The organism is Nocardia arseniciresistens (assembly GCF_046764875.1).
GTDB classification, from domain to species: Bacteria; Actinomycetota; Actinomycetes; order Mycobacteriales; family Mycobacteriaceae; genus Nocardia; species Nocardia arseniciresistens.
Window position 1 is genome coordinate 671,860 of sequence record NZ_JBKORD010000001.1, and the last position, 25,842, is coordinate 697,701.

26 protein-coding genes are annotated in these 25,842 nt (G+C 65.1%); 19 read left to right on the forward strand and 7 right to left on the reverse strand.

Going from position 1 to position 25,842, the window contains the following annotated elements; all coding sequences use genetic code 11:
* The first annotated feature begins 9 nt into the window (after nt 1-9).
* Nucleotides 10-1,512, forward strand: coding sequence for a carboxylesterase/lipase family protein (locus tag ACLMAJ_RS03115; protein ID WP_412011900.1), 1,503 nt, complete (start codon nt 10-12; stop codon nt 1,510-1,512).
* Between the two features lie 31 nt (nt 1,513-1,543).
* On the opposite strand, the gene ACLMAJ_RS03120 is transcribed toward ACLMAJ_RS03115, so the two are convergent.
* Both ACLMAJ_RS03120 and cobF read right to left on the reverse strand, forming a co-directional pair.
* The gene (locus ACLMAJ_RS03120; protein WP_412011901.1) at nt 1,544-2,410 is read right to left on the reverse strand and encodes an Fpg/Nei family DNA glycosylase; all 867 of its coding nucleotides are present in this window, start codon (nt 2,408-2,410) and stop codon (nt 1,544-1,546) included.
* A gap of 51 nt (nt 2,411-2,461) precedes the next feature.
* Nucleotides 2,462-3,205, reverse strand: a complete 744-nt coding sequence (gene cobF, locus ACLMAJ_RS03125; RefSeq protein WP_412011902.1) for a precorrin-6A synthase (deacetylating) — start codon at nt 3,203-3,205, stop codon at nt 2,462-2,464.
* A 39-nt stretch (nt 3,206-3,244) separates the two neighbouring features.
* Between cobF and ACLMAJ_RS03130 the strand changes: the two genes are divergently transcribed.
* From ACLMAJ_RS03130 to ACLMAJ_RS03160, 7 genes are all read left to right on the forward strand, one after another.
* Nucleotides 3,245-4,054, forward strand: coding sequence for a thymidylate synthase (locus ACLMAJ_RS03130; protein ID WP_412011903.1), 810 nt, complete (start codon nt 3,245-3,247; stop codon nt 4,052-4,054).
* Nucleotides 4,051-4,560 carry a dihydrofolate reductase gene (locus ACLMAJ_RS03135; protein WP_412011904.1) on the forward strand — a complete coding sequence of 170 codons (510 nt, stop codon included), beginning with the start codon at nt 4,051-4,053 and terminating at the stop codon, nt 4,558-4,560. The genes ACLMAJ_RS03130 and ACLMAJ_RS03135 overlap by 4 nt, the downstream gene beginning before the upstream one ends.
* 226 nt (nt 4,561-4,786) lie before the next feature.
* Nucleotides 4,787-5,113, forward strand: coding sequence for a cupin domain-containing protein (locus ACLMAJ_RS03140; RefSeq protein WP_378688246.1), 327 nt, complete (start codon nt 4,787-4,789; stop codon nt 5,111-5,113).
* A gap of 50 nt (nt 5,114-5,163) precedes the next feature.
* Nucleotides 5,164-6,195 carry a Dyp-type peroxidase gene (locus tag ACLMAJ_RS03145; protein WP_412011905.1) on the forward strand — a complete coding sequence of 344 codons (1,032 nt, stop codon included), beginning with the start codon at nt 5,164-5,166 and terminating at the stop codon, nt 6,193-6,195.
* Nucleotides 6,192-6,992, forward strand: coding sequence for a family 1 encapsulin nanocompartment shell protein (locus ACLMAJ_RS03150; protein WP_412011906.1), 801 nt, complete (start codon nt 6,192-6,194; stop codon nt 6,990-6,992). Before ACLMAJ_RS03145 ends, ACLMAJ_RS03150 begins: the two co-directional genes overlap by 4 nt.
* Nucleotides 6,993-7,056: 64 nt before the next feature.
* Complete coding sequence (locus ACLMAJ_RS03155) at nt 7,057-7,599, forward strand: hypothetical protein (RefSeq protein ID WP_412011907.1); 543 nt, start codon at nt 7,057-7,059, stop codon at nt 7,597-7,599.
* A 219-nt stretch (nt 7,600-7,818) separates the two neighbouring features.
* Complete coding sequence (locus ACLMAJ_RS03160; RefSeq protein ID WP_412012031.1) at nt 7,819-9,279, forward strand: TerD family protein; 1,461 nt, start codon at nt 7,819-7,821, stop codon at nt 9,277-9,279.
* Nucleotides 9,280-9,295: 16 nt separating this feature from the next.
* Here ACLMAJ_RS03160 and ACLMAJ_RS03165 read toward each other — a convergent pair whose 3' ends face one another.
* Nucleotides 9,296-9,964, reverse strand: a complete 669-nt coding sequence (locus ACLMAJ_RS03165; protein ID WP_412011908.1) for a TetR/AcrR family transcriptional regulator — start codon at nt 9,962-9,964, stop codon at nt 9,296-9,298.
* Nucleotides 9,965-10,186: 222 nt separating this feature from the next.
* Between ACLMAJ_RS03165 and ACLMAJ_RS03170 the strand changes: the two genes are divergently transcribed.
* From ACLMAJ_RS03170 to ACLMAJ_RS03185, 4 genes are all read left to right on the forward strand, one after another.
* Complete coding sequence (locus tag ACLMAJ_RS03170; protein WP_412011909.1) at nt 10,187-11,746, forward strand: amino acid permease; 1,560 nt, start codon at nt 10,187-10,189, stop codon at nt 11,744-11,746.
* Nucleotides 11,747-11,954: 208 nt separating this feature from the next.
* On the forward strand, nt 11,955-12,707 hold the full coding sequence (locus ACLMAJ_RS03175; RefSeq protein ID WP_412011910.1) for a DUF1989 domain-containing protein: 753 nt from the start codon (nt 11,955-11,957) through the stop codon (nt 12,705-12,707).
* Entirely contained in the window at nt 12,704-13,324 is a 621-nt protein-coding gene (locus ACLMAJ_RS03180) for an urea amidolyase associated protein UAAP2 (RefSeq protein WP_412011911.1), read from the forward strand. Before ACLMAJ_RS03175 ends, ACLMAJ_RS03180 begins: the two co-directional genes overlap by 4 nt.
* The gene (locus tag ACLMAJ_RS03185; RefSeq protein WP_412011912.1) at nt 13,321-15,396 is read left to right on the forward strand and encodes a 5-oxoprolinase/urea amidolyase family protein; all 2,076 of its coding nucleotides are present in this window, start codon (nt 13,321-13,323) and stop codon (nt 15,394-15,396) included. The genes ACLMAJ_RS03180 and ACLMAJ_RS03185 overlap by 4 nt, the downstream gene beginning before the upstream one ends.
* Nucleotides 15,397-15,452: 56 nt before the next feature.
* Here ACLMAJ_RS03185 and ACLMAJ_RS03190 read toward each other — a convergent pair whose 3' ends face one another.
* Complete coding sequence (locus ACLMAJ_RS03190) at nt 15,453-15,737, reverse strand: hypothetical protein (RefSeq protein ID WP_412011913.1); 285 nt, start codon at nt 15,735-15,737, stop codon at nt 15,453-15,455.
* Between the two features lie 63 nt (nt 15,738-15,800).
* Between ACLMAJ_RS03190 and ACLMAJ_RS03195 the strand changes: the two genes are divergently transcribed.
* The 4 genes from ACLMAJ_RS03195 (at nt 15,801) to ACLMAJ_RS03210 (ending at nt 20,126) form a co-directional block, all read left to right on the forward strand.
* Nucleotides 15,801-16,751 (forward strand): helix-turn-helix transcriptional regulator, encoded by a 951-nt coding sequence (locus tag ACLMAJ_RS03195; protein WP_412011914.1) that lies wholly within the window; start codon nt 15,801-15,803, stop codon nt 16,749-16,751.
* Between the two features lie 353 nt (nt 16,752-17,104).
* Nucleotides 17,105-17,866: a restriction endonuclease subunit S domain-containing protein gene (locus ACLMAJ_RS03200; protein ID WP_412011915.1), complete on the forward strand. Its 762-nt coding sequence runs from the start codon at nt 17,105-17,107 to the stop codon at nt 17,864-17,866.
* 78 nt (nt 17,867-17,944) lie between these two features.
* Complete coding sequence (locus ACLMAJ_RS03205; RefSeq protein ID WP_412011916.1) at nt 17,945-19,219, forward strand: class I SAM-dependent DNA methyltransferase; 1,275 nt, start codon at nt 17,945-17,947, stop codon at nt 19,217-19,219.
* Nucleotides 19,212-20,126 carry a DUF5655 domain-containing protein gene (locus ACLMAJ_RS03210; RefSeq protein ID WP_412011917.1) on the forward strand — a complete coding sequence of 305 codons (915 nt, stop codon included), beginning with the start codon at nt 19,212-19,214 and terminating at the stop codon, nt 20,124-20,126. Before ACLMAJ_RS03205 ends, ACLMAJ_RS03210 begins: the two co-directional genes overlap by 8 nt.
* Nucleotides 20,127-20,501: 375 nt before the next feature.
* Here the strand turns inward: ACLMAJ_RS03210 and ACLMAJ_RS03215 are convergent, their stop codons facing one another.
* Nucleotides 20,502-20,741, reverse strand: a complete 240-nt coding sequence (locus ACLMAJ_RS03215; RefSeq protein ID WP_412011918.1) for a hypothetical protein — start codon at nt 20,739-20,741, stop codon at nt 20,502-20,504.
* 509 nt (nt 20,742-21,250) lie between these two features.
* On the opposite strand from ACLMAJ_RS03215, the gene ACLMAJ_RS03220 reads away from it, so the two are divergent.
* Complete coding sequence (locus tag ACLMAJ_RS03220) at nt 21,251-22,741, forward strand: HNH endonuclease signature motif containing protein (RefSeq protein ID WP_412011919.1); 1,491 nt, start codon at nt 21,251-21,253, stop codon at nt 22,739-22,741.
* Nucleotides 22,742-23,224: 483 nt separating this feature from the next.
* Here ACLMAJ_RS03220 and ACLMAJ_RS03225 read toward each other — a convergent pair whose 3' ends face one another.
* Nucleotides 23,225-23,626, reverse strand: a complete 402-nt coding sequence (locus tag ACLMAJ_RS03225; protein WP_412011920.1) for a nuclear transport factor 2 family protein — start codon at nt 23,624-23,626, stop codon at nt 23,225-23,227.
* A gap of 611 nt (nt 23,627-24,237) precedes the next feature.
* On the opposite strand from ACLMAJ_RS03225, the gene ACLMAJ_RS03230 reads away from it, so the two are divergent.
* Together ACLMAJ_RS03230 and ACLMAJ_RS03235 are read left to right on the forward strand one after the other, a co-directional pair.
* The gene (locus ACLMAJ_RS03230; protein ID WP_412011921.1) at nt 24,238-24,549 is read left to right on the forward strand and encodes a recombinase family protein; all 312 of its coding nucleotides are present in this window, start codon (nt 24,238-24,240) and stop codon (nt 24,547-24,549) included.
* A 442-nt stretch (nt 24,550-24,991) separates the two neighbouring features.
* The gene (locus ACLMAJ_RS03235) at nt 24,992-25,315 is read left to right on the forward strand and encodes a hypothetical protein (protein WP_412011922.1); all 324 of its coding nucleotides are present in this window, start codon (nt 24,992-24,994) and stop codon (nt 25,313-25,315) included.
* A gap of 4 nt (nt 25,316-25,319) precedes the next feature.
* On the opposite strand, the gene ACLMAJ_RS03240 is transcribed toward ACLMAJ_RS03235, so the two are convergent.
* Nucleotides 25,320-25,811: a MarR family winged helix-turn-helix transcriptional regulator gene (locus ACLMAJ_RS03240; RefSeq protein WP_412011923.1), complete on the reverse strand. Its 492-nt coding sequence runs from the start codon at nt 25,809-25,811 to the stop codon at nt 25,320-25,322.
* Nucleotides 25,812-25,842 lie beyond the last annotated feature (31 nt).

A 25,842-nucleotide genomic window follows, 5' to 3' on the forward strand; every position in this document is an offset into this window, starting at 1 on the left:
CATCGATGGATGGCAGATATCACGACCGCCGACGGAGTTGTCCGCGGTCACGACGGCCGTCGCGTCGCACGCTGGCGGTCCCTTCCCTACGCGGCAGCCCCGTTGGGCGACCTGCGCTTTCGTGCGCCACAACCGGTAGTGCCATGGGCAGGTGTCCGCGAGGCGACCCGTTTCGCGGCCGCCGCGATGCAGCACAGGTCGGGTGCGCGGATCGGGCCGCGCCAATACCAGCCGACCAGCGAAGACTCGTTGACACTCAATGTCGTCGCACCGGTCGAGCGCTCCTCGACACCGCGGCCGGTGCTGGTGTTCATCCACGGCGGCGGCTACATGATGGGGACGTCCGCGCTTGGCCTGTACTCCGGGGCGCGGCTAGCGGTGCGCGGCGATGCGGTCGTGGTGTCCCTGAACTACCGCCTCGGCGGGTTCGGTTACGTCGACTTCGGCGAATTCAGCACACCGGAGCGACCCTTCGACGCCAATCTCGGGCTACGCGACCAAGTCGCCGCGCTCGAATGGGTGCAGCGCAATATCGCGGCATTCGGCGGTGATCCCGGCAATGTCACCATCTTCGGTGAATCCGCGGGCGCGCACTCGGTGCTCTCACTATTGGCCACACCGGCGGCCGAGGGCCTGTTCCATCGCGGTATCGCACAGAGCCCACCCGCCGACTGGGCGATGAGCTCCGATGACGCCCGCGTCTTCGCCCGCCGCTGTGTCGAGGCTCTCGGGGCAACTACCGAAAACGCGGCCGAGGCACTGATCACGGCCAGCGCGAACGACATTCGCCGTGCTGTCGACCGCAGCAGCGCCGAGGTGCTGAGGGAATACCCGGGCCTGTTCCCTATCGCGCCGATCGTCGACGGCGTATACCTGCCGAAGGCCCCGATCGAGGCGATCACCGACGGCACCGCACACCGGGTGCCTCTGATCATCGGCACCAATCGCGAGGAAGGCGCCCTGTTCGCGAGGTTCGCCGATGAGCTGCCGACCAACCCCGACCGGCTACACAGGCTGCTGTCGCGCGCGGGTGATGACGCCGAATTCCGGGTCATCGCCGCCTATCCCGGATATCCAGCGCCCAAGGTCGTAGTGCGCGCGGGCGGCGACTACGTGTTCTGGCGACCCTCCGTCACCGCGATGGAGGGCCACAGCCGCCATGCCCCCACCTACGCCTACCGCTACGACTTCGCCCCGCGCGCATTCCATCTCGCAGGCGTCGGCGCGACCCACGCGTCCGACCTGATCCCGGTGTTCGGCGCGGTCGACACCCCCTTCGGTCGAGCCATCACCGCAGCGGGCGGCCGCCGCGGCCTGCGTGCGGTCACCCGCCAATTCCAAGACAACTGGCTCTCCTTCGCCCGCAATGGCGTACCGCTGCCGTCCTGGCCCGCCTACACCGAGGACCGCCGCACCACTCTGATCATCGATGATCCGACCCGACTGGAGAACGACCCGGACCAGACCAAACGCATTGCTTGGCAAGACATTCGGGTGCCGACCCTGACGTGATGCGATCGGAGCGCGCGCGCCGAATGTCGGACTACTTCAACAACCGTGACATGCGCCGATCGGCCAGCACTTTGCCGCCGGTCTGACAGGTCGCGCAGTACTGGAACGACCGCTCAGCGTAGGAGACCTCGCGAACGATGTCGCCACAGACCGGGCACGGCAGCCCGGTGCGCGCGTGTACCTGTATGCCGGAACGCTTTTCACCTTTGAGACGTGCGGCGTCCTGGCCGACCGATCGCTGCACAGCGTCGGTGAGCTCGGCGCGCATGGCCGCGTAAAGCATCGAGATCGTTTCCGCCGACATGGTTTTGGTGTTGGCGAACGGTGAAATGCGCGCGGTGTGCAGGATCTCGTCGGAGTAGGCGTTGCCGACCCCGGCGATCAGTGTCTGGTCGACGATCGCGGTCTTGATGCGCTGCGAGGTGCCGTGCAGGATTTCGGTGAACTGCTCCTCGGTCACCTCGAGCGCGTCGGGGCCGAGGCGGGCAATGCCTGGCACCAGCTTCGGGTCGTCGACGATGTAGACCGCAAGCCGCTTCTTGGTGCCCGCTTCGGTCAGATCGAACGCGGGCGTCGCACCCTCGGGAGTGAAGAAATGCACGCGCAACGCCAACGGGCCCTTGCCCGGCCGCGGCGGTGTCGCACTCGGTTGATCGATCCAGCGCAGCCAACCACCGCGGGACAGGTGCGTGATCAACCACAGCCCGCCGCATTCCAGCCCGAGGAACTTTCCGAACCGACCCGCACCGGTCACATCGCGCCCGGACAGCGCCGTCACCGGCGGGTCGAACGTCTTCACCGCGCTCAACGCGGCCACATCGACGCGCCCGACGACTGCGCCGACCGCGTGCTCCCGCAGGAACTGCGCCAGCGCCTCCACCTCAGGTAGCTCGGGCACGAATCCCAGGCTACCCGGGCATACCGACACTCGAGGGTGCGATGAGCAGGGCTAAGTGCCTGCGCGAAGTAGGTAGATGTCCATGATCCAGCCCTTCGCGGCACGCAGTTCACCACGACGGCGAACAATCTCGTCCTCGACCTCACGCAGCGGGCCCTCGATCAAGGTTTCGTCGGGCATACCGAGGTAGGCGCCCCACCAGATGTGCAGGTCGGCACCGGGGATTTCGGTGAAGGCACAATCTCCGTCCAGCATCACCAGGTTGGAGCCGGGGCCGAGGCCATCCTCACGCAGCCGCCTGCCCGTGGTGATGTGCACGGGTTCACCGATGCGGTGCAGCACCGTCCGGTGCCTGGCTGCCAGCGACTGCGCGCTCGTGACACCGGGAATCACCTCGTAATCGAAGCTCTGGGCACCACGCTCGAGCACCCGCTCGACGATCCGCAAGGTGCTGTCGTACAGCGAAGGATCACCCCACACGAGAATGCCGCCGACCCCGTCGACCTGTGCGAAGGCCGCCTCCAGCAGCGTGCAGCGGCGATCGTGCCAGTCCTGTACGACACGCTGATAGTCGGCGGGCATGCGGTCGCGCGGCGGGTCCGCGATCTCCACGATTCGGTAGTCGCCCTCGACGTGCTCGGTCAGGATGGCGGTCCGCACGTCGACGAGTTCCTGCTTGTCGGCGCCCTTACCGATGACGAAGAACACTTCGACCTGCCGCATGGCCTTGATGGCCTGCACCGTCACCTGGTCGGGGTCGCCGGCGCCGATGCCGATCACGTAGAGCTTGCGCATGTGCGGAGAGCTTGCCAGGCATCAGTAAACTCGCGAGGCGTGGCCACCAATGCTCGCGATACCCAATACGAGGATCTGCTCCGTCTGGTCCTGGACTCCGGGACGGCGAAGGCGGACCGCACCGGGACCGGAACACGCAGCATCTTCGGCCATCAGCTGCGCTACGACCTCGCGGCGGGCTTCCCGCTGATCACCACCAAAAAGGTGCACCTGAAGTCGATCGTCTACGAGCTGCTGTGGTTCCTTCGCGGCGATTCCAACGTCGCATGGCTGCGGGAGCACGGCGTATCCATCTGGGACGAATGGGCTCGCCCCGACGGCGAGCTCGGCCCGGTCTACGGCGTGCAGTGGCGGTCGTGGCCGACACCGGACGGCGCCCACATCGACCAGATCTCGGAGGTGCTGCAGACCCTGCGCACCAACCCCGATTCGCGCCGCATGATCGTCTCGGCCTGGAACGTCGCCGAGCTGGACAAGATGGCACTCGCACCGTGCCACGCCTTCTTCCAGTTCTATGTGGCCGACGGCAAGCTGTCCTGCCAGCTCTATCAGCGCAGCGCCGACCTGTTCCTCGGCGTCCCGTTCAATATCGCGAGCTATGCACTGCTCACCCAGATGGTCGCGCAGCAGACCGGACTCGAGCCCGGCGACTTCATCTGGACCGGCGGTGACTGCCACATCTACGACAACCACGTCGAGCAGGTCACCGAACAGCTGACCCGCGATCCGTACCCCTTTCCAACCCTGCGGCTGCGCCGGGCGGCGAGCCTGTTCGACTATGCCTACGAGGACGTAGAAATCGTCGACTACCAACACCACCCGGCCATCAAGGCCCCGGTGGCGGTGTGAGCGAACCGAACCGCACGATCGGGCTCATCTGGGCGCAAACACCCGACGGGGTAATCGGTTTCGAGAACACCATCCCGTGGCGCGTGCCGGAGGATATGGCGAATTTCAAGGCTGTAACCATGGGCCATCCGGTGGTGATGGGCCGGCGCACCTGGGATTCGCTACCCCCCAAATTCCGCCCCCTCGACGGCCGCCGCAACATCGTGGTGACCAGACAATCCGACTGGTCCGCCGAGGGTGCCGAGCGTGCGGAATCACTCCCCGAGGCCATGTCCATGAGCGCCCCTGACACGGTGTGGATCGCGGGTGGCGGCGAGATCTACCGCGCCGCTATGGATTTCGCGACCGACCTGCTCGTCACCGAGGTGCAAACCACCGTCGAAGGCGACGCCTACGCACCCACAATCGGCCCCGAATGGCACGACGCCGAACCAGCGCCGTTGCGCGAGTCGAAAACCGGACTTCGCTTCCGGATTCGTCATTACGTTCGCAGCCGATCCGACTAATCGGCAAACCTCCGGCAACGCTGCGCCGCAGCAGCACAACACCGTTCGACCCGCGGTGACGGCGATGAACACGCCGCACACAGTGCGGGCAATCAAACCGAGCCCGCGGCACGCAGACGTCGGGCATACTCCTGAATAAGCGGCGGTGGGACATCCGTCCACCTCGCACACACAGCCCGTGTCACCAGCCCTGACTCGGGTGGATGTGAAATGTGAAAGGCGGTCCATGGACAAGAAATCGCTGACAGCGGTCGCTCGCCAACAGCTCAAATTGGCAGCCACCGCTACGAGCGGGCGTAGTTCGCAGACCATTTACGGCGGGCACGCCAATTCGCTACGCCAGACCGTTGTCGGTCTGAGCGCGGGCCAGAGTCTGGCCGAGCACGACAATGCGGGTGAGGCGACGCTGCTGGTGCTCAGCGGCACGCTGACGTTGATCAGCGGCACGAACGAATGGAAGGGTTCGGCAGGTGACCTGCTGGTTGTGCCCAAGGCACGGCACAGCGTCAAGGCAGTGGACGACGTCGCGTTTCTGCTGACGGTCGCCAAGTAGCGGCACACCGCTCGCGTGATGTGTCGGCGCGGGCATCTAGGCTGATGATCATGGGCGATCCGCAACCGATCCTCGAACCGCTCACTCCGGCCGCGATCTTCCTCGTCGTCACCATCGACGAGGGTGGCGAACAGAAGGTGCGCGATGTGCTCGCCGACCTGTCCGGCCTGCGCCGTTCGGTTGGCTTCCGGTTACCAGGGGCCGGATTGGTCTGCGTGACCTCGATCGGTTCCGCGGCGTGGGACCGGCTCTTCACCGGCCCCCGCCCCGCGGAGTTGCACGAATTTCCCGGATATGACGGCCCCAGGCACAAAGCCCCCGCCACACCCGGCGACCTGCTGTTCCACATCAAAGCCGAGGTACAGGACGCCTGTTTCGAATTGGCGATGCTGATCAGCGACCGGCTCAACGGCGCGGTGACCGTCGTCGACGAGACGGTCGGATTCCGCTACTTCGAGCAGCGTGATCTGCTCGGCTTCGTAGACGGCACGGAGAACCCCGAGGGCGCCTCGGAAACCTCGGACGCGGGACGCGCCGCGCTGGTCGGCGACGAGGACCCCGACTTCGCGGGCGGCAGCTACGTGATCGTGCAGAAATACCTGCACGCCATGACGGACTGGCGAAAGCTTCCCGTCCCCGAACAGGAACGGGTCATCGGACGAACCAAACTCGACGACATCGAGTTCTCCGACGAGGACAAGCCCGCGAATTCCCATGTCGCGGTCAACACCATCCTCGATCCCGACGGAACCCAGCGTCAGATACTGCGCGCCAATATGCCGTTCGGCAGCATCCGCGACGACGAATTCGGCACGTACTACGTCGCTTACGCCGCGACACCCAGCGTCACCGAGGCGATGCTCGTGCGGATGTTCCTCGGTTCGGACGAGGCCGAATACGACCGAATCCTGGATTTCTCCACCGCAGTGACCGGCACGTCGTTCTTCACACCGCCCCAAGATTTCCTCGACGCACCGCCGGGGCCTCCCGAGGTCGGGGAATCGTCGAGCGCCGACGACAAATCGGATATCACGGACGGATCACTCGGTATCGGCTCGATGAAAAGGAGTATGCAGCTATGAACAACCTCCATCGCGAACTCGCGCCGATCACCTCCGAGGCATGGTCGGCGATCGAACAAGAGGCGACCCGAACCTTTAAGCGGCACATCGCGGGACGTCGTGTCGTCGACCTGTCCGGTCCGCACGGCACCGACTACTCTGCCGTCGGTCTCGGCCGCACCACCTCGATCACAGCGCCGGACGAGGGCGTGCAGGCGTGCCAGCGCGTTGTCGCGCCGCTGGTCGAGCTGCGGGTCCCGTTCACGCTGTCGCGCGACGAACTCGATGATGTGGAGCGCGGCGCCAAGGACACGGATCTGGATCCGGTGAAGGAGGCCGCGCGGCGCATCGCGTTCGCCGAGGATCGCGCCATCTTCGAGGGCTATCCGGCGGCGAATATCACCGGTATTCGCGCGAGTTCGTCCAATGAGGCGATCAACGTGCCGAGCGACCCGCGGCTGGTACCCGAGGCCGTCACCCAGGCGCTCAGCGCGTTGCGGCTGGCGGGGGTCGACGGCCCGTATTCGGTGCTGCTCAGCGCGGACCTGTACACGGCGGTCAGCGAGACCTCCGATCATGGACATCCGATCCGCACCCACATCGAACGCCTCATTCCCGAAGGCGAGATCATCTGGGCGCCCGCCATCGACGGCGCGTTCGTGCTGACCACCCGTGGCGGCGACTTCGATCTCCAACTCGGCCAGGACCTGTCGATCGGCTACCTGTCGCACGACGCCGAATCGGTGCGGCTGTACTTCCAGCAGAGCCTGACGTTTCTCGTGTACACGGGCGAGGCCGCGGTCGCCTTGGAGGCGTGACCCACGCGATATCGCGCGGGCCTGCCGACCCGGTACGGTGATTTCGCATTAGGCAGGAGGCGAGATGACGATGGTGCGCGCTGGCGTGGTTTCCACTCGACGAGCGCTGTTCTACGGCGTCCTCGGGATCGGGGTGACCGCGCTCGTCTGTGGCGCGATCGTCTCGGGGTTCGGCCCGAACCGGGTGTTCACGGGGCTTCTGGCCGGTGTCGTCGCGGGCATCGCGATCCTGGTCGCACTGTTCGCACGCGACGCCGTCGTACTCACCGAAAGCGCGATCTACCGCCGCACCCCGTGGCGGGAATCCAGCATCGAATGGGATCGGGTCGTCGCCGGGCGGTTCGCCCTCGACGAGCGGGCCAGGTGGTCGCTCGCCCTCGACCTTTCCGGAGGCGACGAACGACACGGCGAACTGGTGTTGCTGTCCATTCCGCCGGTGCTCCGTCCGGTCTCGGGCGCCTACGACATGCGCAAGCGTGAGCAGGTGCAGGAAATCCGGGAGATGCTGCGCCGCAAGCGAATCCCGGTCACGGTGCTGCCGGAAATCGCGGGCGGGCTGAGTCGGCACTGGCAGATCGCACCGCCGACCCGCGGCGCGGACGCCTGACGCGAGCCCGTCTGTCGCGGCAACCGGCCTTCCTGTCGCAACCGCCCTGCCCTGTCACACCCCGGCCCCATCACAACCACGCCGTACCGGTGCGGCGTGTGGTCCCCGTGAAATGCCCGGTTCCGACGCATGCTTGGTCCGGCCATGGCTGTGGTTCCCAACACGGCGACGTTGTTCTGACGCGGGGTCGCGTTTCCGATACCGTTGGCACCTGTGTCGATGATGAAGGGTGCCAACGTACCGGTGCCGATGTCCGCGGTCCGCGTCGAGCTCGGGTGGCAGTCGGGCCAAGGAGTTCCGGACGCCGATGCGTCTGCGCTGTTGCTCGTGTCGGGCAAAGTGCGGTCGGACAGCGACTTCGTCTTCTACAACCAGCCCGCACATGCGTCCGGCGCCGTCCGGTACGAGGGCAAGCAGCAGGGGCCGACCGTCCTCGACACGTTGTCGGTGCAGTTGGCCCAGGTCGAGGCGCAGGTTGACACCATCGTGATCGCGGCATCCGCGGACGGCGGCACCTTCGGACAGTTCAACGGATTGTTCGTGCGCGTGGTCGACCCGGCGACCGGCAATGAAGTAGCTCGCTTCGACAGCACCGGGGCCACCACGGAGACCGCGTTCGTGCTCGGTGAGCTGTACCGCCGCCAGGGCGCGTGGAAGTTCCGGGCAGTGGGCCAGGGATACGCCTCCGGCTTGGCCGGTTTGGCCACCGATTTCGGTATCTCGGTCGACGACGCGCCCACTCCGGCACCAGCGCAGCAGTTCGCGCCACCACCACCGCCGCCCGCACCGCCGCAGCAGTTCGCGCCGCCTGCGCCGCAATTCGCGCCGCCGCAGCAGCAGCCCTACCCCCAGGCCTCACCGCAGCAGCCCTATCCGCCGGTACCGCCGCCCAACCAGTACGCACCGCCGCCCGCACCGTCCGGCGCACCAGTCAGTCAGTACGCGCCGCCTCCTCCGGGTAACCAGTACGCACCCCCTCCCCCGGGTGGCAACCAGTACGCACCCCCTCCGGCGCCCGCGCCGCCGGGAGCGCCGGTCAACCTCAGCAAGATCTCGCTGACCAAGGAATCGCCGTCGATCTCGCTGACCAAGCAGGGCGCGATCTCGGGCACCATGCGGGTGAACCTGAACTGGACGACCGCGGCACCGCAGAGCGGTGGCGGCCTGTTCGGCAGGAAGCGCGGTGGCGGCAGGCTCGACCTCGATCTCTGCTGCTTCTTCGAGCTGGCCGACGGTCGAATCGGATCCGTTCGCGCCCTGGATCGTTCCTTCGGCGCCCTTGATCGTCCGCCCTTCATCAAGCTCGACCAGGACGACAGGACCGGCAGCAGCACCACCGGCGAGAACCTCGACATCAACCTCGATTTCACCGCGCAGTTCCGCAGGATTCTGGTGTTCGCATCCATCTATGAGGGTGCGACCGATTTCCGCGGCGTGCAGGCGACCGCGACGCTGTACCCGGTCAACTCGTTGCCGATCGAGATGACCATGGACGGTTCCACGGACAACTCACGTGATGTTGTCCTCGCCCACATCGAAAACCTCAACGGCGAGTTCGTCGTTCGCCGCGACGGCACCTTCATTCGGCCCCCAGGGGGCCGTCCGGGCAGCGGCATTCGGGAGATCGCCCAGATGTACGGCTGGGGCTTCGAGTTCCAGGCTTCCAGCGGCAAGGGCTGATACCGGCGTAAAGAGGTCAGTCCGCCTGTAGTCGCGAGAGCAGTTCGCCCGCCACATCCCTGAGGCCGTCCAGGTCGCCGGGCCAACTGAGCATCCGGAGCACGGCATCGGGGATGGTGCGCTCGACATAGGCAGGCGCGCTGCCCGCATCGGAGCGGATGCCGATCACCGTCTCGACGAGGCGGAACGGCAGCCCCTCGACTCCCGCGACGCTCGCGCCCGCCACCTCGGCGATCACCGCTGCGGCCAATACCTCGTAGTGCCTGCGTAATTCGTCGCGCCGTAGCCGGAAGGCGGCAAACCGTTCGGTGCGTAGTTCCGGAAGTAGGTACAGCGCACCAAGATTCCAACGGGCCGCGCATAGCTGGCGGACATCGAACCAGGCCAGCGCGTATAGTCGCGCGGCCACCGACTCCGGCACATCGCGAAGGCGCTCAACGAGTTCCAAAGGTGCGGCGACGGTTTCGCCGAGCAGCGCGTCGAGGATGTCGTCCTTGGCCGCGAAGTGGTGATAGAGCGAGGCCTGTCGGATACCGACCGCGTCGGCGATGACCCGCGTCGAGGTATTGGCGTAGCCATTGGTGGTGAACAGTTCGCCCGCGACGTCCAGGATCTCGGCACGCGGTGTCTGCCCGCGACGCGGTCGCTGATCCAGTCGAGGGCGGCCGGGGCCGAGGTTTGCCACCAGCCCATTCTGGCATCGCGTTTCGTGGCTCTCACCGGCGCATTGGCGTTCGCACGCCCGGTCGTCGGCGGCCTGAGAGGTTTCTGTCACTCGATAGAAATCCAGGCAATCCAAAAGTAACCGGGGTTCCCCCAAGCGATACACGCCTGATACCGAATGCGCGATCGCGAACGCAAAACTGTCGTCTGATAGGTATTGGCCGCTCGCCGAAGGACCTCACCCATGGCCATTAAAGTCGATTCGCCCGCCCCCACCTCCGCTACCCCCGCATCACGACCCGACACCAGCTCGGACGGCGCGGACCTCGAAAGCTTCGGCTATCAGCCGGTGCTGCACCGCAAGCTCGGCCGCTACGCCTCGTTCGCGGCCGGTTTCTCCTTTGTCTCGATCCTCACCACGATCTTCCAGTTCTTCGGCCTCGGCTACTCGTTCGGCGGCGCAGCGTTCTTTTGGACCTGGCCGGTTGTGTTCGCGGGACAGTTGCTCGTCGCGCTCAACTTCGCCGAACTGGCCGCGCGCTATCCGATTTCGGGCTGCATCTACCAGTGGTCGCGCCGACTGGGTGGTGAAGTCGTCGGCTGGTTCGCGGGCTGGATGATGGTCATCGCCCAGATCGTCACCGCCGCGGCCGCGGCGATCGCGCTCCAGGTGGTGCTGCCCTCGATCTGGAGCGGATTCCAGGTCGTCGGCGAGGACACCGCGCTCACCTCGCCCTCCGGCGCCACGAATGCTGTACTGCTCGGCAGCGTCCTGCTCGTGGTCACCACGGTCATCAATGTGATCGGCATCGACCTGATGTCGAAGATCAACTCGATCGGTGTCACCGTCGAGATCGTCGGCGTCATCGCGATCGTCGCGCTGTTCTTCACTCACACCGAGCGCGGCCCCGGCGTGGTGCTGCAAACCGATCAGGCGGCACCGGGGCCCTACTGGGCCGCGTTCCTGGTCTCCGGCCTGATGGCCGCCTACGTGATGGTCGGATTCGATTCCGCGGGTGAGCTTTCCGAGGAGACCAAGAATCCGCGTACCGTGGCCCCGCGCACCATCCTCACCGCGCTCTCGGTCTCCGCGCTCGGCGGCGGTCTGCTGCTCATCGGCGCGCTGATGGCCGCACCGAGCCTGTCGGACGGCTCGCTGGCCACCGACGGCCTGGCCTATGTGCTCACCTCGAAGCTCGACAGCCCGGCGGGCAAGATACTGCTCGGCTGTGTCGCGGTGGCGATCATGGTGTGCACCTTGGCAATCCAGACCGCTGGTTCACGGCTGATGTTCTCGATGGCGCGGGATGGCAAGTTGCCGTTCGCCGGGCAGCTCGCCGCGGTGCACCCGCGCTACGGCACGCCCATGCTGCCCGCCATCGTGATCGGCGCGCTCGGCATCGGCCTGCTGGTGCTCAACCTGGGCAACGCCGCGATCTTCGCGACACTGGCCAGCGTCTGCATCGTGACGCTGTACCTGGCATACCTGCTCGTCACGGTGCCGCTGCTGGTGAAGCGGTTTCAGGGCTGGGGCCGCGACAACGCCGACGCCGGGTTGTTCAATCTGGGCCGCTTCGGCATTCCGATCAACCTGCTCGCCGTCGGGTGGGGCATCGCGATGGCTGTGAACCTGATCTGGCCGCGCGCCGAGGTGTACACCCCCAAAGGCGGCAGCTGGTGGATGCTCTGGGCAGCACCACTTTTCGTGATCGTCGTGGTTGCCGTCGGCGTCGTGGTACATCGGTTCGTCAATGCGCGACCGCGCCGCGTAGAGACCGCCGAACCCGCCGTCGTACCCGCCTGACCAGGCCGTGCGCGGTGGTGCGCATCCGCTGTCCACCACCGCGCACACCCGAACCGACCGAACCGACGCCGCCGATCCCGCACCACCTGATCCACATTCGGGCAATCCAACCGACGCAGCCACCGAACCCCCCGCGACCCGACCGACTCCGGAAGGAGGAAGGCGCTACCACTCCCCCGAACGAAGGAGTAACCGCGCCGAACACCCGATGACCAGCACCGCTTCCACCACAGACGCACGCGCGCACGCGCGATCGCAGGCAGCCGAGGCCGCTCTCGCCGACCCGATGCTGCCCGCAGACATCGCCACCGCGAAGATCACCTGGGCCCAGCGCATTCCGGCAGGTGGCTACGCCAACGTCGTGCTCGGTCGCGGCACTCGCATCCGGCTCGGCGACCCCGAGGGCGCCGCGTGCGGACATCTGCTGCTGCTACGCGCCGACGCGCCGTGGGAACGCCTCAATGTCGCGGACACCGTCAAGGTGCCGTGGCAGGCCTACCTCGCGGACGGACATCCCTTGCTCTCCGATCAGGGCCGGGTGCTGGCCACCGTGCTCGCCGACACATCCGGCCACCACGACACGCTGTGTGGACCCACGCCGGAGGCTCGTGGCCTGCTGCGACTCGCCGGAACCAAACAAGGTCTCCAGCCACGGGATATCGCACCGACGGTGTCGTTCTTCCGCGGTGTCCGCGTCGAAGCCGATGGCGCGCTGACCGCGACCGGCAGCGCAGGTGCGGGCGCCTCGGTCGATCTGCTCGTGCACCTGCCGGTAGTCGCACTGATCGCCAACGCCGCCCACCCGCTCGACGACCGCCCCGCAACGGATCTCGACGTCGTCGCCTGGTCCGCACCGGAGGACCTCACCGCCACCTACAACACCGACCCGGAATACCAACGCGCAGTACAGAACACCGAACAAGCCTGGACTGCCGCGCTGACGATGGAGGCATCGGTATGAACTCGACACTGACGCGCACCATCGTGCTCGACGAGACCGTACCCGCGTGCGCGCCGTGGTCCACGGTGGTCAGGACAGGCGATCAGCTCGAGATCATCGACCTGCACGGCAATCAGGCCGTCGACTGCCTGCTGTACTCGGCCGCCGACCATACCGACCGCTATAGCGCCCAAACCACCGTCGCCGCGCAGCGCAACATCTTCCTCACCACCGGCAGTGTGCTGCGCACGGATGCGGGGGCCGCCCTGATGACCGTTGTCGCCGACGAGGTCGGCAACCACGACACCATCGCGGGCGCCTGCTCACAGGAGTCCAACACCCTGCGCTACGGCCACCACACCCGACACCAGCACGCCTGCGTGGAGAACTTCCTGGCCGAAGCCCTGAAATGGGGGCTCGGCAATAGAGATCTGGTGTCCAACATCAACTGGTTCATGAACGTCCCGGTGGAGGCCGACGGCACCCTGGGCATCGTCGACGGATTGTCCGCTCCCGGAAAGAAAGTCACTCTTCTGGCCGAGATGGACACCCTGGTGCTCGTCTCGAATTGTCCACAGATCAACAACCCTTGCAACGGTTTCGACCCCACCGCCGTTCGACTGGTGGTGACACGATGACCGTCGCCGAACTACCGCTGGGTGGCGCGACGACCAGCGGTTCACCCGGCGCTGCCGAAACCTCCTCTCCCACAACCGTGTACTCGTCCGATCTCACACAGGTCGAGGTGATACGCCCGGGAATGCTTACGACCGTGCAGGATTGGCCCGGCCGAACCGGGTATTGGCATGTCGGTGTGCCGCCGTCGGGGCCGATGGACGATCTGTCCTTCCGGCTCGGCAATCGTGTGCTCGGCAACGACGAGGGTGCGGCCGGACTCGAATGCACGCTCGGCGGGCCCGCGCTGAAGTTTTCGGCACCGACTTGGGTGGTCGTGACCGGTGCGCCCACCGAGGTCACGGTGGACGGCATCCGGGTGCAGCAATGGCGGACGGTGCGAGTTCCCGCCGGTGGCGTCCTGGATGTCGGCGCTGTTCGCGGACCGGGCATGCGCTGCTACGTGCTTGTTGCAGGCGGTATCCGGCTCCCCGAATATCTCGGCAGCGTAGCGACTTTCACGCTCGGCAGGTTCGGTGGCAGCGAAGGCAACGCACTTCGGATCGGCGAGATATTGCCGCTCGCACCGCATATCGGGAGAGTGGCGACGGCAGTGCCGATGGAGGAGCAGCCGGTGATGAGTCGGCGCTGGGAGCTAGCGGTTACCGAAGGGCCGCACGGCGCGCCGGAATTCTTCACCCGCACCGACTTCGACACCATCATCGGCACCGACTACGCAGTGCATTTCAATTCCGACCGGACCGGTGTCCGTCTCATCGGCCCCAAGCCGGAGTGGGCTCGGACCGACGGCGGCGAGGCGGGACTGCACCCTTCGAACATCCATGACACCCCGTATTCGGTTGGCGCGCTGGACTTCACCGGCGACACACCGATCCTGCTCGGTCCGGACGGCCCGAGCCTCGGCGGTTTCGTCTGCCCGGTCACCGTGGTCGCCGCCGACCGCTGGAAACTGGGCCAACTCGCCCCCGGCGACGCCGTGCGCTTCGTGCCGATCCGCAGCGAGCGCGCGGCCTCCATCCGTGAGCTCGGCCCGGCGCGGCGGGCCGCCTGGTCCGCGGTCCTCTCGACCAGCGGCGACGGTGACGACGGTGTGCTGCGCCGCACCGATGTCGACGACGAGACCGGCGTAACCTACCGCCGCCAGGGAAACGACGGTGTGCTCGTCGAATACGGCACTATGACACTGGATTTGGGACTGCGGGCTCGTGTCCACGCACTGCACGAACATCTCCTGGCCGCCGATGTGCGCGGCGTGACGGAGCTGACCCCGGGCATCCGGTCCTTGCAGGTCCGCGTCGACCCCGCCGTCCTCTCGGTACCCGCATTGCTCGACCTGCTCGCCGAGGCCGAACGCAACATCCCGGCCTCCGACCAGCTCATCGTCCCGAGCCGCACCGTCCACCTCCCCCTCTCCTGGGACGATCCGTCGACAAGGGAGGCCATCACCCGCTATATGCACGGCGTCCGCGCCGACGCCCCCTGGTGCCCATGGAATATCGAGTTCATCCGCCGAATGAACGGATTGGGCACGGTCCAAGATGTCTATGACACCGTCTTCGACGCCGAATACCTGGTCCTCGGTCTCGGCGATGTCTACCTGGGCGCCCCGGTAGCCACCCCCACCGACCCCCGCCACCGCCTCGTCACCACCAAATACAACCCCGCCCGCACTTGGACCCCGGAGAACGCGGTCGGCATCGGCGGTGCCTACCTGTGCATCTACGGCATGGAGGGCCCCGGCGGCTATCAGTTCGTCGGCCGCACCACCCAGGTCTGGAAGCACCGCAACCCCGGCACCGACCTCGACGACAACCCATGGCTGCTCCGCTATTTCGACCGAATCCGCTGGTACCCAGTCGAAGCCGACGAACTCCTCGACCTACGTGCCGATTTCGCCGCGGGCAACATCCAGACGAAAACCGAAGACGGCGACTTCCGCCTCGCCGACTACCGCCAATTCCTCGCCGACAACGCCGATTCCATCAGCGAGTTCCGCAGCATCCAAGCGGAAGCCTTTGCCGAGGAACGCAACTCGTGGCAGCGCGCCGGAGAGCTCGCCGAGGCCAAACCCTGACCGCCAGGTATTACGCTCGATGCTCTCGCGGCTCGAGTTGGCCACCGATGACTGGGTTACCAGCCGAATAGCTCGGCCATGTCGATCGACTCGTCGTCCCAGCGGGTTTCGATAGTCAGGCGTTCGGGGGTGGGCAGCTCGGGTGACCAGCCGCAGCGGCGCCAGAAGTCTTCGCGCTGGTCCTGGGTCAGCCTTCGCGGCTCGCTCATGACTGTGCCTCGCTTGTAGCCATGGGGTGTTCGCATCGATTGTGGGCCCGTTCCGGCTACGACATGCCGGAACAGGCTCACGGGCTGCGGTTTCAGCGCGACCGCAGAAGAATTCGCGATCTCTGTGGTCATGCCGTCTACATTATGACCCACCTAGGACGTCTCTGGTCCTAGGCTTCCGGCAGACTTCTGTTCATGTTGGAAACCTCCGCCCGCCTGCTGCGTTTGCTGTCGCTACTACAGACGCCTCGCGACTGGAGCGGCACCGAACTGGCCGAACGCCTCGAGGTGGATCCGCGCACCGTCCGGCGCGATATCGACAAGCTGCGCAACCTCGGCTACCCGGTCGACGCCACCCCGGGTGTCGCGGGCTACCGCCTCGGCGCCGGTGCGAAGCTCCCACCGCTGCTGCTCGACGACGACGAGGCCGTCGCGGTCGCCATCGGTCTGCGCACCGCCGCCGGCGGCACCATCACCGGCATCGAGGACAGTTCCCTGCGCGCACTCGCCAAACTGGAGCAGGTCCTCCCCTCCCGGCTGCGTCACCGCGTCAGCCTCCTGCACTCCACCACCATCACCGTCCCCGCTGCGGCCGCAACCGTCGACCCCGATGTTCTCACCGCCGTCGCCGCCACCATCCGCGACAACCACCGCCTGCGCTTCGACTACCGAAGCCACAGCGGCACAACATCTCTGCGCACCACCGAACCCCACCGCCTGGCACACACCGGCCGCCACTGGTACCTCATCGCGTGGGACCTCGACCGCACCGACTGGCGGACCTACCGCGTCGACCGAATCACTCCCCGCATCCCGACCGGCCCCCGCTTCACCCCACGCGAAGCCCCCGATATCGACCTCGCGGGCTACGTATCCCGCGGCGTCACCACCTCCCCCTACCGCTATTCCGCCCGCATCACCGTGCAGGTCGCCGCCGAAGTAGCAGCCGACCAAATCGCGCCGACCATCGGCGTAATCGAACCGATCGACGCCCAATCCTGCCTACTCCGAACGGGTTCCAACTCCCTAGACGAGCTGGCAATCTACGTGGGCCTCTTCGGCTTCCCCTTCCACATCCACGAACCCCCCGAACTCATCGACCACATCCGAGTCCTCACCGCACGACTCAACAAAGCGGTTGAATAGTCGGCTCAACCTTTCAGGCAGCAAAGATGCCGGGCTGATCGTGAACTCGTATGGACTGCGCGGGGTAACTGTCTCCCCCGTAGGCCCCGGTGGGCACTAGGTGATCTTCCATCCGCAGCGGACGGCCCTGCATCCACCGACCTTCCGTTCCACAGAACGGCTGTGCCGCAGGCGATACCAATGGTGCGGCCCATCACGGTGGTAACACTCATGGTCAGCGTTTCGATGGAGAGTGCACAGTCGATATCGGTCATGCGGCAACCAAAAATTCACCCCGATCGTGCGGCGCGTTCGTTATGCTGCACGGTTCAACTCTGTTCCGTTGGGCTGAGGCGATGGTAAGGGCGGTACCAGTGGGCGGCGACGACCAACAGAACGATCAGCTCAACGCGGCGGCGGCGCAAACGGCAAATTTCGGCTACCTGCTGGCAGACGAACCGCTTCTTGTGTTCTACGGCGCGGTCGCAGAGACAAACGTCTTCACCGACCCCAACACGTCGATGATGAATTCTCGCCAGTTCGGCGAGACGCTCACCAAAGCTTTGTTCGCGAACCTGAGCCTATCGAAAATGCCGAAGGACCAGTTCAAACGCATCAAGGTGCTAGTGGACCAGGGCGCGCTGGATGCGCGTATACACGACTACCTGAACTTTACCGAAGAGGAAGTTGAAATCTATCGGTTGCGTCGGGGAGATATTGTGCTCTACGAAGCGTCCGGAAGCCCTGGAGCGGTCGGAAAGCCAGCTATCTGGCGGGACGAAATTGAGGACTGCTGCTTTCAGAACACCCTTATCAGAGTCCGCAGCCGGGGGCCCGATCCGCTCTATTTGCTGCACTACTCGGCGGCTATCAACTGGTGGGGTTCAACCCAATCTGAACCTCGGCCTCGTAAAAGCGATGCAAGTGGCGCTTCCGCCTCCCGATCTTCGAGATGCCCTAGTAAACGAAGCACAGAACCGACTGGATGGGGCGAATCGGCTGACCGTAGGGATCAACGCCGCTGTGCGGCGGGGGTTGATTCTGAGGCAAGCAATGCTCACCGAAGCTTTCACTGGTCACCTTATCCCCCAAGATCTCGACGACGAGCCTGCTACGAAGCAACTCGAGCGAATTAAGGCCGAACAAGACGCAACGTCGAGACCCCAACGCACTCGCCGCCGAACCAAGCCAAATCCTACCCAGGAGACCCTGCTGTGACGACCGCCCAATTCCACACCGACGCTGGGCAACTGGTCGCCAAACTGTGGAACTACTGCCACGTACTGCGCCACGACGGCGTTTCCACCTTCGACTACGTCGACCAGTTGACTCTGCTGCTGTTCTTGAAGATGGCGCAGGAACGGGCCGACCGCAGGCTCGGTCGGGAGGAGATAATCCCGGAACATCTCAGTTGGCCGACTCTACTGGACTCTGATGCCAAGGATCTCAAGGATCACTATGAGGACATCCTCGATGAGTTGGGTAGCCGCGGCGGCGCACTAGGTCGCATCTTCCACAACGCGCAGAACAAGATTCGCAATGCCGCCACACTCGAGAAGCTGATCGTTGATCTGATCGACAAAGAGCATTGGAGCAGCACCGGCGTCGACATCAAGGGTGACGCCTATGAGTCACTACTGGAGAAAGGCGCAGAAGACGCCAAATCCGGTGCCGGACAATACTTCACACCATGTGCTCTGATCGACGCGATGGTCGACTGTATGCAGCCGACCCCGAAGGACACCATAGTCGACCCGGCATGCGGCACCGGCGGGTTCCTTCTCGCCGCACACAAGTACATCGAAGACAATCATGGCGACGGCCTCTCTGTCCCAGAGGCGAAGCACCTCGAGAGTGGCGGGATCAGCGGGGTCGAATTGATGGAGGACACCGCTCGCCTGGCACAGATGAACCTCCTGGTGCATGGTATCGGCCGGGCGAGCGGCGACGCTCTGATCAAGCTCGAGGACGCGCTTGCCAAGACACCCGAGAACCGCGTTTCCCTCGTCCTGGCGAATCCTCCGTTCGGCCGGAAGTCGGGATTCACCGCGGTCGACGAGATCGGCCGCATCACCCGCGAGGATGTGAGCTACAAACGCTCCGACTTCTGGGTGACCACCACCAACAAACAGCTGAATTTCATCCAGCACATCTACACGCTGCTGGCGATCGACGGACGCGCAGCAGTTGTCCTTCCGGACAACGTGCTGTTCGAGGGCGGTGCGGGCGAAGACATCCGCCGAAATCTGTTGCAACACTGCGATGTCGGCGAAGACCGCGAAACCCGCGAAGAGTCAGAGCGTTTCAAGCCGTTCACCTATGACGAGCTGATCGCCCGGGACAAGCTCAACCTGGACATCACCTGGCTGCGGGATCCTGATCTAGAGGACAGCGAGGACCTCCAGGCAGCCCTCGCGGAGTTCGCGGCCGTCGCCGAGGCCCTGCAACTGGCAAAGGCCGAAAGGGAGGGGCTCATCGCCGATGAGTGACCTTAAGCTGTTCCGGATCGAAGGCGGCCAGGCGACCGAATTATCCGGTACCTCGGCCGCTTTGGAGCGCCATCTCCAGAACACCATTGAGTCGAACATGGAGGTTCTGTTTGGCGTACGGTTCCTGGCCTCGGAATACTCCACTGGCACCAAGCATCGAGGCCGGATCGACTCGTTGGCGATCGACGAGACCGGCTCACCGGTGATCTTCGAGTACAAGCGGGCGCGCGACGAGAACGTGATCAATCAGGGTCTGTTCTACATGGACTGGCTGCTCGACCACCAAGGCGAGTTCAAGCTGCTCGTCATGGAACGGCTCGGCACTGACGCGGCCGAGCAGATCGACTGGACCAGTCCCCGACTCGTTTGTGTTGCTGGGGATTTCACTCGATACGATGAGCACGCGGTGCAGCAGAACAACCACAACATCGAACTCGTCCGGTATCGAAATTTCGGCGATGGGCTGCTGGCCCTCGAGTTACTGACCGCGGTCAATAGCACGCCCACTCGACCGGCTACGCATTCGAGTTCCACCACGTCGGCGACACACGAACCGACAATGGACGACCGCCTGTCGAAAGCACCGGAGTCGCTGAGAAACCTGTTCGCAGATCTCGACGCGCAGCTGACGGCGTTCGGTGACGATGTTCAGAAGACCACTCGCAAGCTGTATTTCGCGTACAAGCGACTCAAGAACTTTGCCTGCGTCGAGGTACACCCACAGAGTCGGACGCTTCTCGTCTATCTCAAGGTCGATCCCGACGCAGTACAACTAGAGCCCGGCTTCTCCCGCGACGTCCGCAGCATCGGACATTTCGGCACTGGCGACCTCGAAGTCCGCTTGAAGACCTCATCAGACCTCGTCCGCGCTGAGAAACTGCTCCGAGCAAGCTACGACGCCAGCTGAGCCGAGAGCTACGCGACGAACTCTCCGGCGCGGATGCCCGCGGTATAGGCGGTCCACTCGGCCGCGGTGTAGTGCAGCGTCATGCCGTCTGCGGCACGGAGGGTGACGTCGCCCTCGGTGCGGTGCTCGATAGCGGGGAGGCCGAACGCCTCATCGACTGGTCCGCCGAGTGCTCCGTCGAGGAACGCGGCCCACGAATCGGCCGGGACCGTGACGACAGGCGGGGTGGCCGGGTCGTTGGCCGGCTACGCAAGTACTTGCTGTCAAGGATGAGCACTGTGTCCCCGGCGAACCTGACCTCGACGCAACTGGCACCTTCTTTGGAGAGCGAGGACTTGAATCAATCCCTCTGAGGAGTGCTGATGCGGTTGGTGCTCATGTCCTTGATGCTAACTCACGAGCAGTTTGCTCGATGAGTGCCAACGAATCCTGCTTGTTCGGCATCGCCGCAAACACGTTGTCGTACAGGTAATTCAGATTGCGGACGTGCTTCGGATCTTCCACGATCACACCGGTCGGACTATCGGTGGTCGCGATGCTTGCGGCCGAGGACGTTGCGGTGATCGGCGGGCATGCACGTTCACTCGGGCTTACCGCGATTGAATTGGTGGGCATGGTTTCGGCCGAAGCCCATCGGCTCGATCGACTGAGCCCTGATCGTCCAGACGCATCGGCTCTGATTCCTGGAGCCTCCGTGCGTCTTTCGCTGATGCGACCTTCCGGCAAGCGGTGGCCCGACGCCCGCACTCACATGCCGGGTATCGCGTCCTTGCGCGTGCTGACTATCGCGCTGCTGCCGCCGTCACGAACCGGCTGGCAGTCGAATTGCGCCGCCACGGCATCGATGTGTCGATCGACAACGACCTCCCCGACACCCCACCCATCCTGCCCTGCGCCGCGTTATGGGCGGATTGAACCGACGGACGCCACCAGCGCCATCAGCACCCGCCTAGCCTGAGGTTATCTGAGGAAATTCCGCTTCGGACAACTCGCGCAAGCATGACTGTCGGCCAGCTCGAATCCGGAGCCTCTCCGCTTCAGACATCATCGACGGAATCTGAAAAGGGGCAGATCAGATGCCATTCACTATGGCCTCTGACCGCCGAGGTCGATAGTATTAGAACATGCGTTCGAACGATGGGTTCGTAACTCAACGGGCCGCCGACCCGTTGCTCATCGCCGTCGCGGGCTTACTCGAACAACCCCTCACCGCCCTGTGCGACGATGCCGTCACCGACCTGCTGCGCGATATCGAGCAGGCCGCCCGGATGCTCACCACCATGGGGCATCGGCTGATCGTGGAGGCCTCCGACCGATCCCTGCCCGATCGCGCAGGAGAGAAGTCACTGAAGGCGTTCCTGATGCATACCCTGCGCCTGGCAAGCGCCGATGCCGGGAGTCGCGTCAACGCCGCCCGATCACTCGGGACCTGGCACGATCTCAACGGCGACCCCGTCGAATCACAACTGCCATACACAGCAGCGGCCCAGTCCGCCGGAGCAGTCTCCGCCGACCACGCCCGCGCGATCGCCTCGGTGATGAAGCGCGTCCCCGGATCCATGTCGAATCCCGAATACGAAGCCGCGGAAGAGATTCTGGCCGAATTTGCCCGTACCGGCTCTCCGGACGACATCCCCAAAATCGGTGAAGCAATCCTCGCCCACCTCGACCCCGACGGCAGACTCACCGACGACAAAGACCGCCAACGCATGCGCGGGATCAACATCGGCCACCAACGCGCCGACGGCATGTCACCCATCCACGGCGACATCACCCCCGCCCTGCGCGCTCTGCTCGACGCGACGCTCGCGAAACTCGCCCGACCAGGCATGAACAACCCCGATGACCCCGAAAGTCCCAGCGGGGAATACGAATTCATCAACCACGACACCCTGGCCGCAGCTGCCGGGCGCGATATCCGCTCCGCAGCACAACGCACCCACGACGCGTTCACGGCACTGCTGCAACCTGACACCTCCCTCGACGAACTCGGCTCACACCGCGGGCTGCCCGTCGCCACGATCCTGACAATGAACATCACAGATGTAGAACGCGCCGCCGGGGTGGCGACCACCGCCACCGGCGGCACTGTCCCGATGTCGGAGGCGTTGAAGCTCGCCGAGCGGGCGCTGCCGTTCCTGGTCATCTTCGACCACCAAGGAGTGCCACTACATTTCGACCGCACCAAACGCCTCGCGACACCCGCGCAACGGATGGCCTTGGTCGCCGCACTACGCGGCTGCACTCGCCCCGGCTGTGACGCACCAGCAAGTTTGTGCGCCACCCACCACGTCACCGACTGGATCAAGGGCGGTCCCACCGACATCGACAATGAGACCCTGGCCTGCGACCGCTGCCACGCCCTGATCCACGACGGCCCCGGTGGCTGGAAAACCGTTGCCCTGGGACACGACTCGAAATACCCGGGCCGAACAGCATGGATCGCGCCTCCACATATCGATCCCACCGGCACTCCGCAGGTGAACCACCGCCACCACCCCGGCGAACTCCTAGCCAATGCCCTCGCTCGCCTTCGCGCCCGCAACGAACACGAACGCCGACAACACCGCGAGTGGCTGCGAACATTGGAGCGGCCCGACACAGACGCGGCCTAACAACGGTGACTGTAGCTATTTGGCTCTGCGATCGGCGGCGTCGTGGAGTTCGGCGCCCATATCAAGTCTCCGAGAGGGTGTGATGCCAGGTGGCGTCACCGGGCGGTACTACCGTTGCGACCCGGTTTCGAGTTTCGAATACTGACACTGGTCGCGAGAATCTCCAACCGACACCGACACCGACACAAGCATCTAGAGGCAAATTGCCTGCCGGGCAGACGGTCTCGATTCATTCCGGTGGCACATCAAAGCCCGATACCCGTGCCAGAGCCCGTACCGTCGAATGCGTTGCCTGCGACGGCAGGCTGCATCGGACAACCCTGAAACTCCCGGCCGGGTTGCCCGGATTGCTGAGCTAGCGCCGAGCCTCGGGCCTACACCGGAACTGCTGCGACGGCTTCTCGGCTACTGCGCTGGGGACGGCAATCCCGGAGACCTTGGCGACGGTGATGGCGGGTGGGTTGGGGCGGCGGAACCGACAAACTACGCGGCCTCGAACATCTTCAGCAGGTACCCGATGTCCTTGCCCGAGCTGAATTCGCGCAGGATCGTGGTCGGCTTGCCGTCGCGCAGTTGCCAGATGAAGGTGCAGAGGACCGGCACTCCACCCTGCACGCGCCGCATGACGATCGCCGCGTAGTCATCGAAGACCGCGGTGGCCGGGAAGCTCACATCGTCGATGGACTCACTCACCGACTGCCCCCGCACGCGCATTGCCCGAAACCTCGCCATGAACTGCGCCTTGGAAATGATCACCGATCGCCCCGCCGCATCGGTGCGCACATTCACGAAATCCGGGTCGTACAGTTCGTCCAGCTTCGCAACATCCATGGCCAGCCCCGCCGCCAGGTAGTCCCACATCGCATCGACCACAGCCTGGTTCATCACCACTCCTTCGAGTCCCTGCCCAACTTGGTGACCACAGACTGCCGGTCTGCCCTTGCATGCCGCATGCACGAGACATGCATGCCGACCTCAGCGGCGACGACACAACACCCGAGCGTGGGCCGGTCACAAACGCGGTGCGCCAGAAGTCGTCCGCTACGAGCCGCGTACGCGTGCTCGGAGTACCACACCGCACGGTTCCGCCTCGTGCCCTCGCTCGCCAAAGCACTCAACGTCCCCACCCCGGCACCGCGCAAGCTCGGATCCACATGGGCCGAGCTGCCGTGCCCGGCCACCTCCGCCGCCGAACCGGCCGGGCACATCCGAATCGGCTATGCCCGCGCGTCCACCGCCCGCCAGTCCCTGGACACCCAACTCGACTCCCTGCGGCCGCCGGCATCGGCCGGGTCTTCGCCGAAAAGGTCTCCACCCGCGCCACCACCCCGCCCCGAACTGCACAACCCCGTCACCCTGGCCCGAGAATTGCGCGCCTCCGGCGTCGCGGTCACCCTCGTCGTACAAGAGCACAAACGCCTCGGCCGTGGAATCGAGCTGGCAGCCCTGGCCGCACAGCTCAAAGCCTGCACGGCTCCCACGACCCATCCGGGATCGTGTTCACCGTACTGGCCGCCCTGTCCGGCATGGAACGCGAATACATCCGCGACCGCACCCTGGAAGGCCACGAATCCGGCCGCAAACGCGGCAAAGCCATCGGCGGCGCCACCGTCGCCGACGACACCATGCTGTTCATGGCCCTGCACCTGCGCGAACACAACCACAGCCTGCGCGACATCGCCGCCCGCCTCGTCATCGCCAAAGGCAAGAAGAAGAGGCCAGCACCCCTCCCCGGCCACCGTCCTGCGGCTGCTCCGCGACCACGACCAGGCCGCAAGACCGACCAACTGAAAAGACCAACCAACTGAACCGCATCACCGATCGAGCGTGCACATCACTCCGGAAATCCGTTGGCGGTTCGGGCACATGCGTAGGTGGTGCTGCGCAAAGAATGGGCAAATCTACCGATGCGGGCCGTGCTACCCATACGGCAAGAATCGGAGGTGTCGGCGGACAAAGGTGTCACCCCCACCCGGGATGGAGGGTTCAACCGCAAGACGCCCGCCGAGGACGAACACGATCCCCGCGGTCCACAACGAGGTGCGGCCGAGGTCGAGCAAGGACGACCGGTGGGATCGGTGGCAGTCCCACATCTTCGCCGACGAGGCCGAAGATATCGAGACAGCTCCTGGCCGATGCCATGAGCCACAGACAACGGGGCGACGAGCGTGAGCTGCCGCCCCGTGACAACCGATCCGGCCGATAGAGGGAATCCCCTCCAAGCCGGGCAACCGAAACCGAGTCAGTTTTATGACCACTGCGCTTTTACCTCTTGCCTACGGATACCTGCGTGACGATCTACTCGACGACCACAGCTCGCCGAGCGAAGAAAGACTGCGGCTTACCGCCGAATCACTCGGGTACGAGCTGGGCACCGTGTTCCACGAGCCCGCACCGCAGAGCGCGACACTCCCCCCGGCGTTCGTCGATCTGGTCCAGGAGTGCCGGCGAGCCGCGGCACACACCGTGATCACCCTGCGCGGGCACCTGTCGAACATGTCGGTGTGCCGAATGGTCCTGCTGACGGTCCTGGACGTGCGAGCCGACGCCGCGGTGCACGAAGTCGAGTTCTGACACCTCAGAGCCGACCGACAGTGTCTTCGTCGAGTGCGGTGGCCTCAGGATTGACCGCGTCGCGCACGACGCGCAGGCCGAGGACCAACTCGTTCAGTTGGTCTCGGTTCAGCAGGCCGGTGAACCATCGCTCGATACCTTCCAGGTACGCGGGGAGCGCCCGCGCGAGACGTGTCGCGCCCGCGGCGGTCAGTACCGCGTAGGAGCTGCGGCGGTCGTCGGGAGCGGCTTCGCGGCGAACGAGCCCACCCCGCTGTAGGCGGTCGACCAGTCGAGTGATGCCACTGGTGGAAAGGTTGGTCTGGGCGGCCAGGTCGGTCATGCGCAACCGTCGACCAGGCGAGCGGCTCAGCCGCATCAGCGCGTTGGCGTCCAGGCCCGAAAGTCCGTTCGCCTTCCAGATCGGATCCAGTTTCGCGATCAGGCCCTCGTGCACCTCGTAGAGCAGGCCACTGGCGGTGAGCCGGGGGTCGTCGAAGAGGTCTGTCGCGTCCATGGGTGCGAGCCTAGTCGAGGTAATTGCTATG

Coding starts and splice junctions, on each gene's coding strand:
- ACLMAJ_RS03235 (WP_412011922.1), top strand. CDS start 24,992: ATGACCACTGCGCTTTTACCTCTTGCCTACGGATACCTGCGTGACGAT.
- ACLMAJ_RS03115 (WP_412011900.1), top strand. CDS start 10: ATGGCAGATATCACGACCGCCGACGGAGTTGTCCGCGGTCACGACGGC.
- ACLMAJ_RS03220 (WP_412011919.1), top strand. CDS start 21,251: ATGCGTTCGAACGATGGGTTCGTAACTCAACGGGCCGCCGACCCGTTG.
- cobF (WP_412011902.1), bottom strand. CDS start 3,205: ATGCGCAAGCTCTACGTGATCGGCATCGGCGCCGGCGACCCCGACCAG.
- ACLMAJ_RS03175 (WP_412011910.1), top strand. CDS start 11,955: ATGACCAGCACCGCTTCCACCACAGACGCACGCGCGCACGCGCGATCG.
- ACLMAJ_RS03180 (WP_412011911.1), top strand. CDS start 12,704: ATGAACTCGACACTGACGCGCACCATCGTGCTCGACGAGACCGTACCC.
- ACLMAJ_RS03240 (WP_412011923.1), bottom strand. CDS start 25,811: ATGGACGCGACAGACCTCTTCGACGACCCCCGGCTCACCGCCAGTGGC.
- ACLMAJ_RS03160 (WP_412012031.1), top strand. CDS start 7,819: ATGATGAAGGGTGCCAACGTACCGGTGCCGATGTCCGCGGTCCGCGTC.
- ACLMAJ_RS03185 (WP_412011912.1), top strand. CDS start 13,321: ATGACCGTCGCCGAACTACCGCTGGGTGGCGCGACGACCAGCGGTTCA.
- ACLMAJ_RS03225 (WP_412011920.1), bottom strand. CDS start 23,626: ATGAACCAGGCTGTGGTCGATGCGATGTGGGACTACCTGGCGGCGGGG.
- ACLMAJ_RS03145 (WP_412011905.1), top strand. CDS start 5,164: ATGGGCGATCCGCAACCGATCCTCGAACCGCTCACTCCGGCCGCGATC.
- ACLMAJ_RS03210 (WP_412011917.1), top strand. CDS start 19,212: ATGAGTGACCTTAAGCTGTTCCGGATCGAAGGCGGCCAGGCGACCGAA.
- ACLMAJ_RS03155 (WP_412011907.1), top strand. CDS start 7,057: ATGACGATGGTGCGCGCTGGCGTGGTTTCCACTCGACGAGCGCTGTTC.
- ACLMAJ_RS03170 (WP_412011909.1), top strand. CDS start 10,187: ATGGCCATTAAAGTCGATTCGCCCGCCCCCACCTCCGCTACCCCCGCA.
- ACLMAJ_RS03190 (WP_412011913.1), bottom strand. CDS start 15,737: ATGACCACAGAGATCGCGAATTCTTCTGCGGTCGCGCTGAAACCGCAG.
- ACLMAJ_RS03140 (WP_378688246.1), top strand. CDS start 4,787: ATGGACAAGAAATCGCTGACAGCGGTCGCTCGCCAACAGCTCAAATTG.
- ACLMAJ_RS03215 (WP_412011918.1), bottom strand. CDS start 20,741: ATGCCCACCAATTCAATCGCGGTAAGCCCGAGTGAACGTGCATGCCCG.
- ACLMAJ_RS03195 (WP_412011914.1), top strand. CDS start 15,801: ATGTTGGAAACCTCCGCCCGCCTGCTGCGTTTGCTGTCGCTACTACAG.
- ACLMAJ_RS03150 (WP_412011906.1), top strand. CDS start 6,192: ATGAACAACCTCCATCGCGAACTCGCGCCGATCACCTCCGAGGCATGG.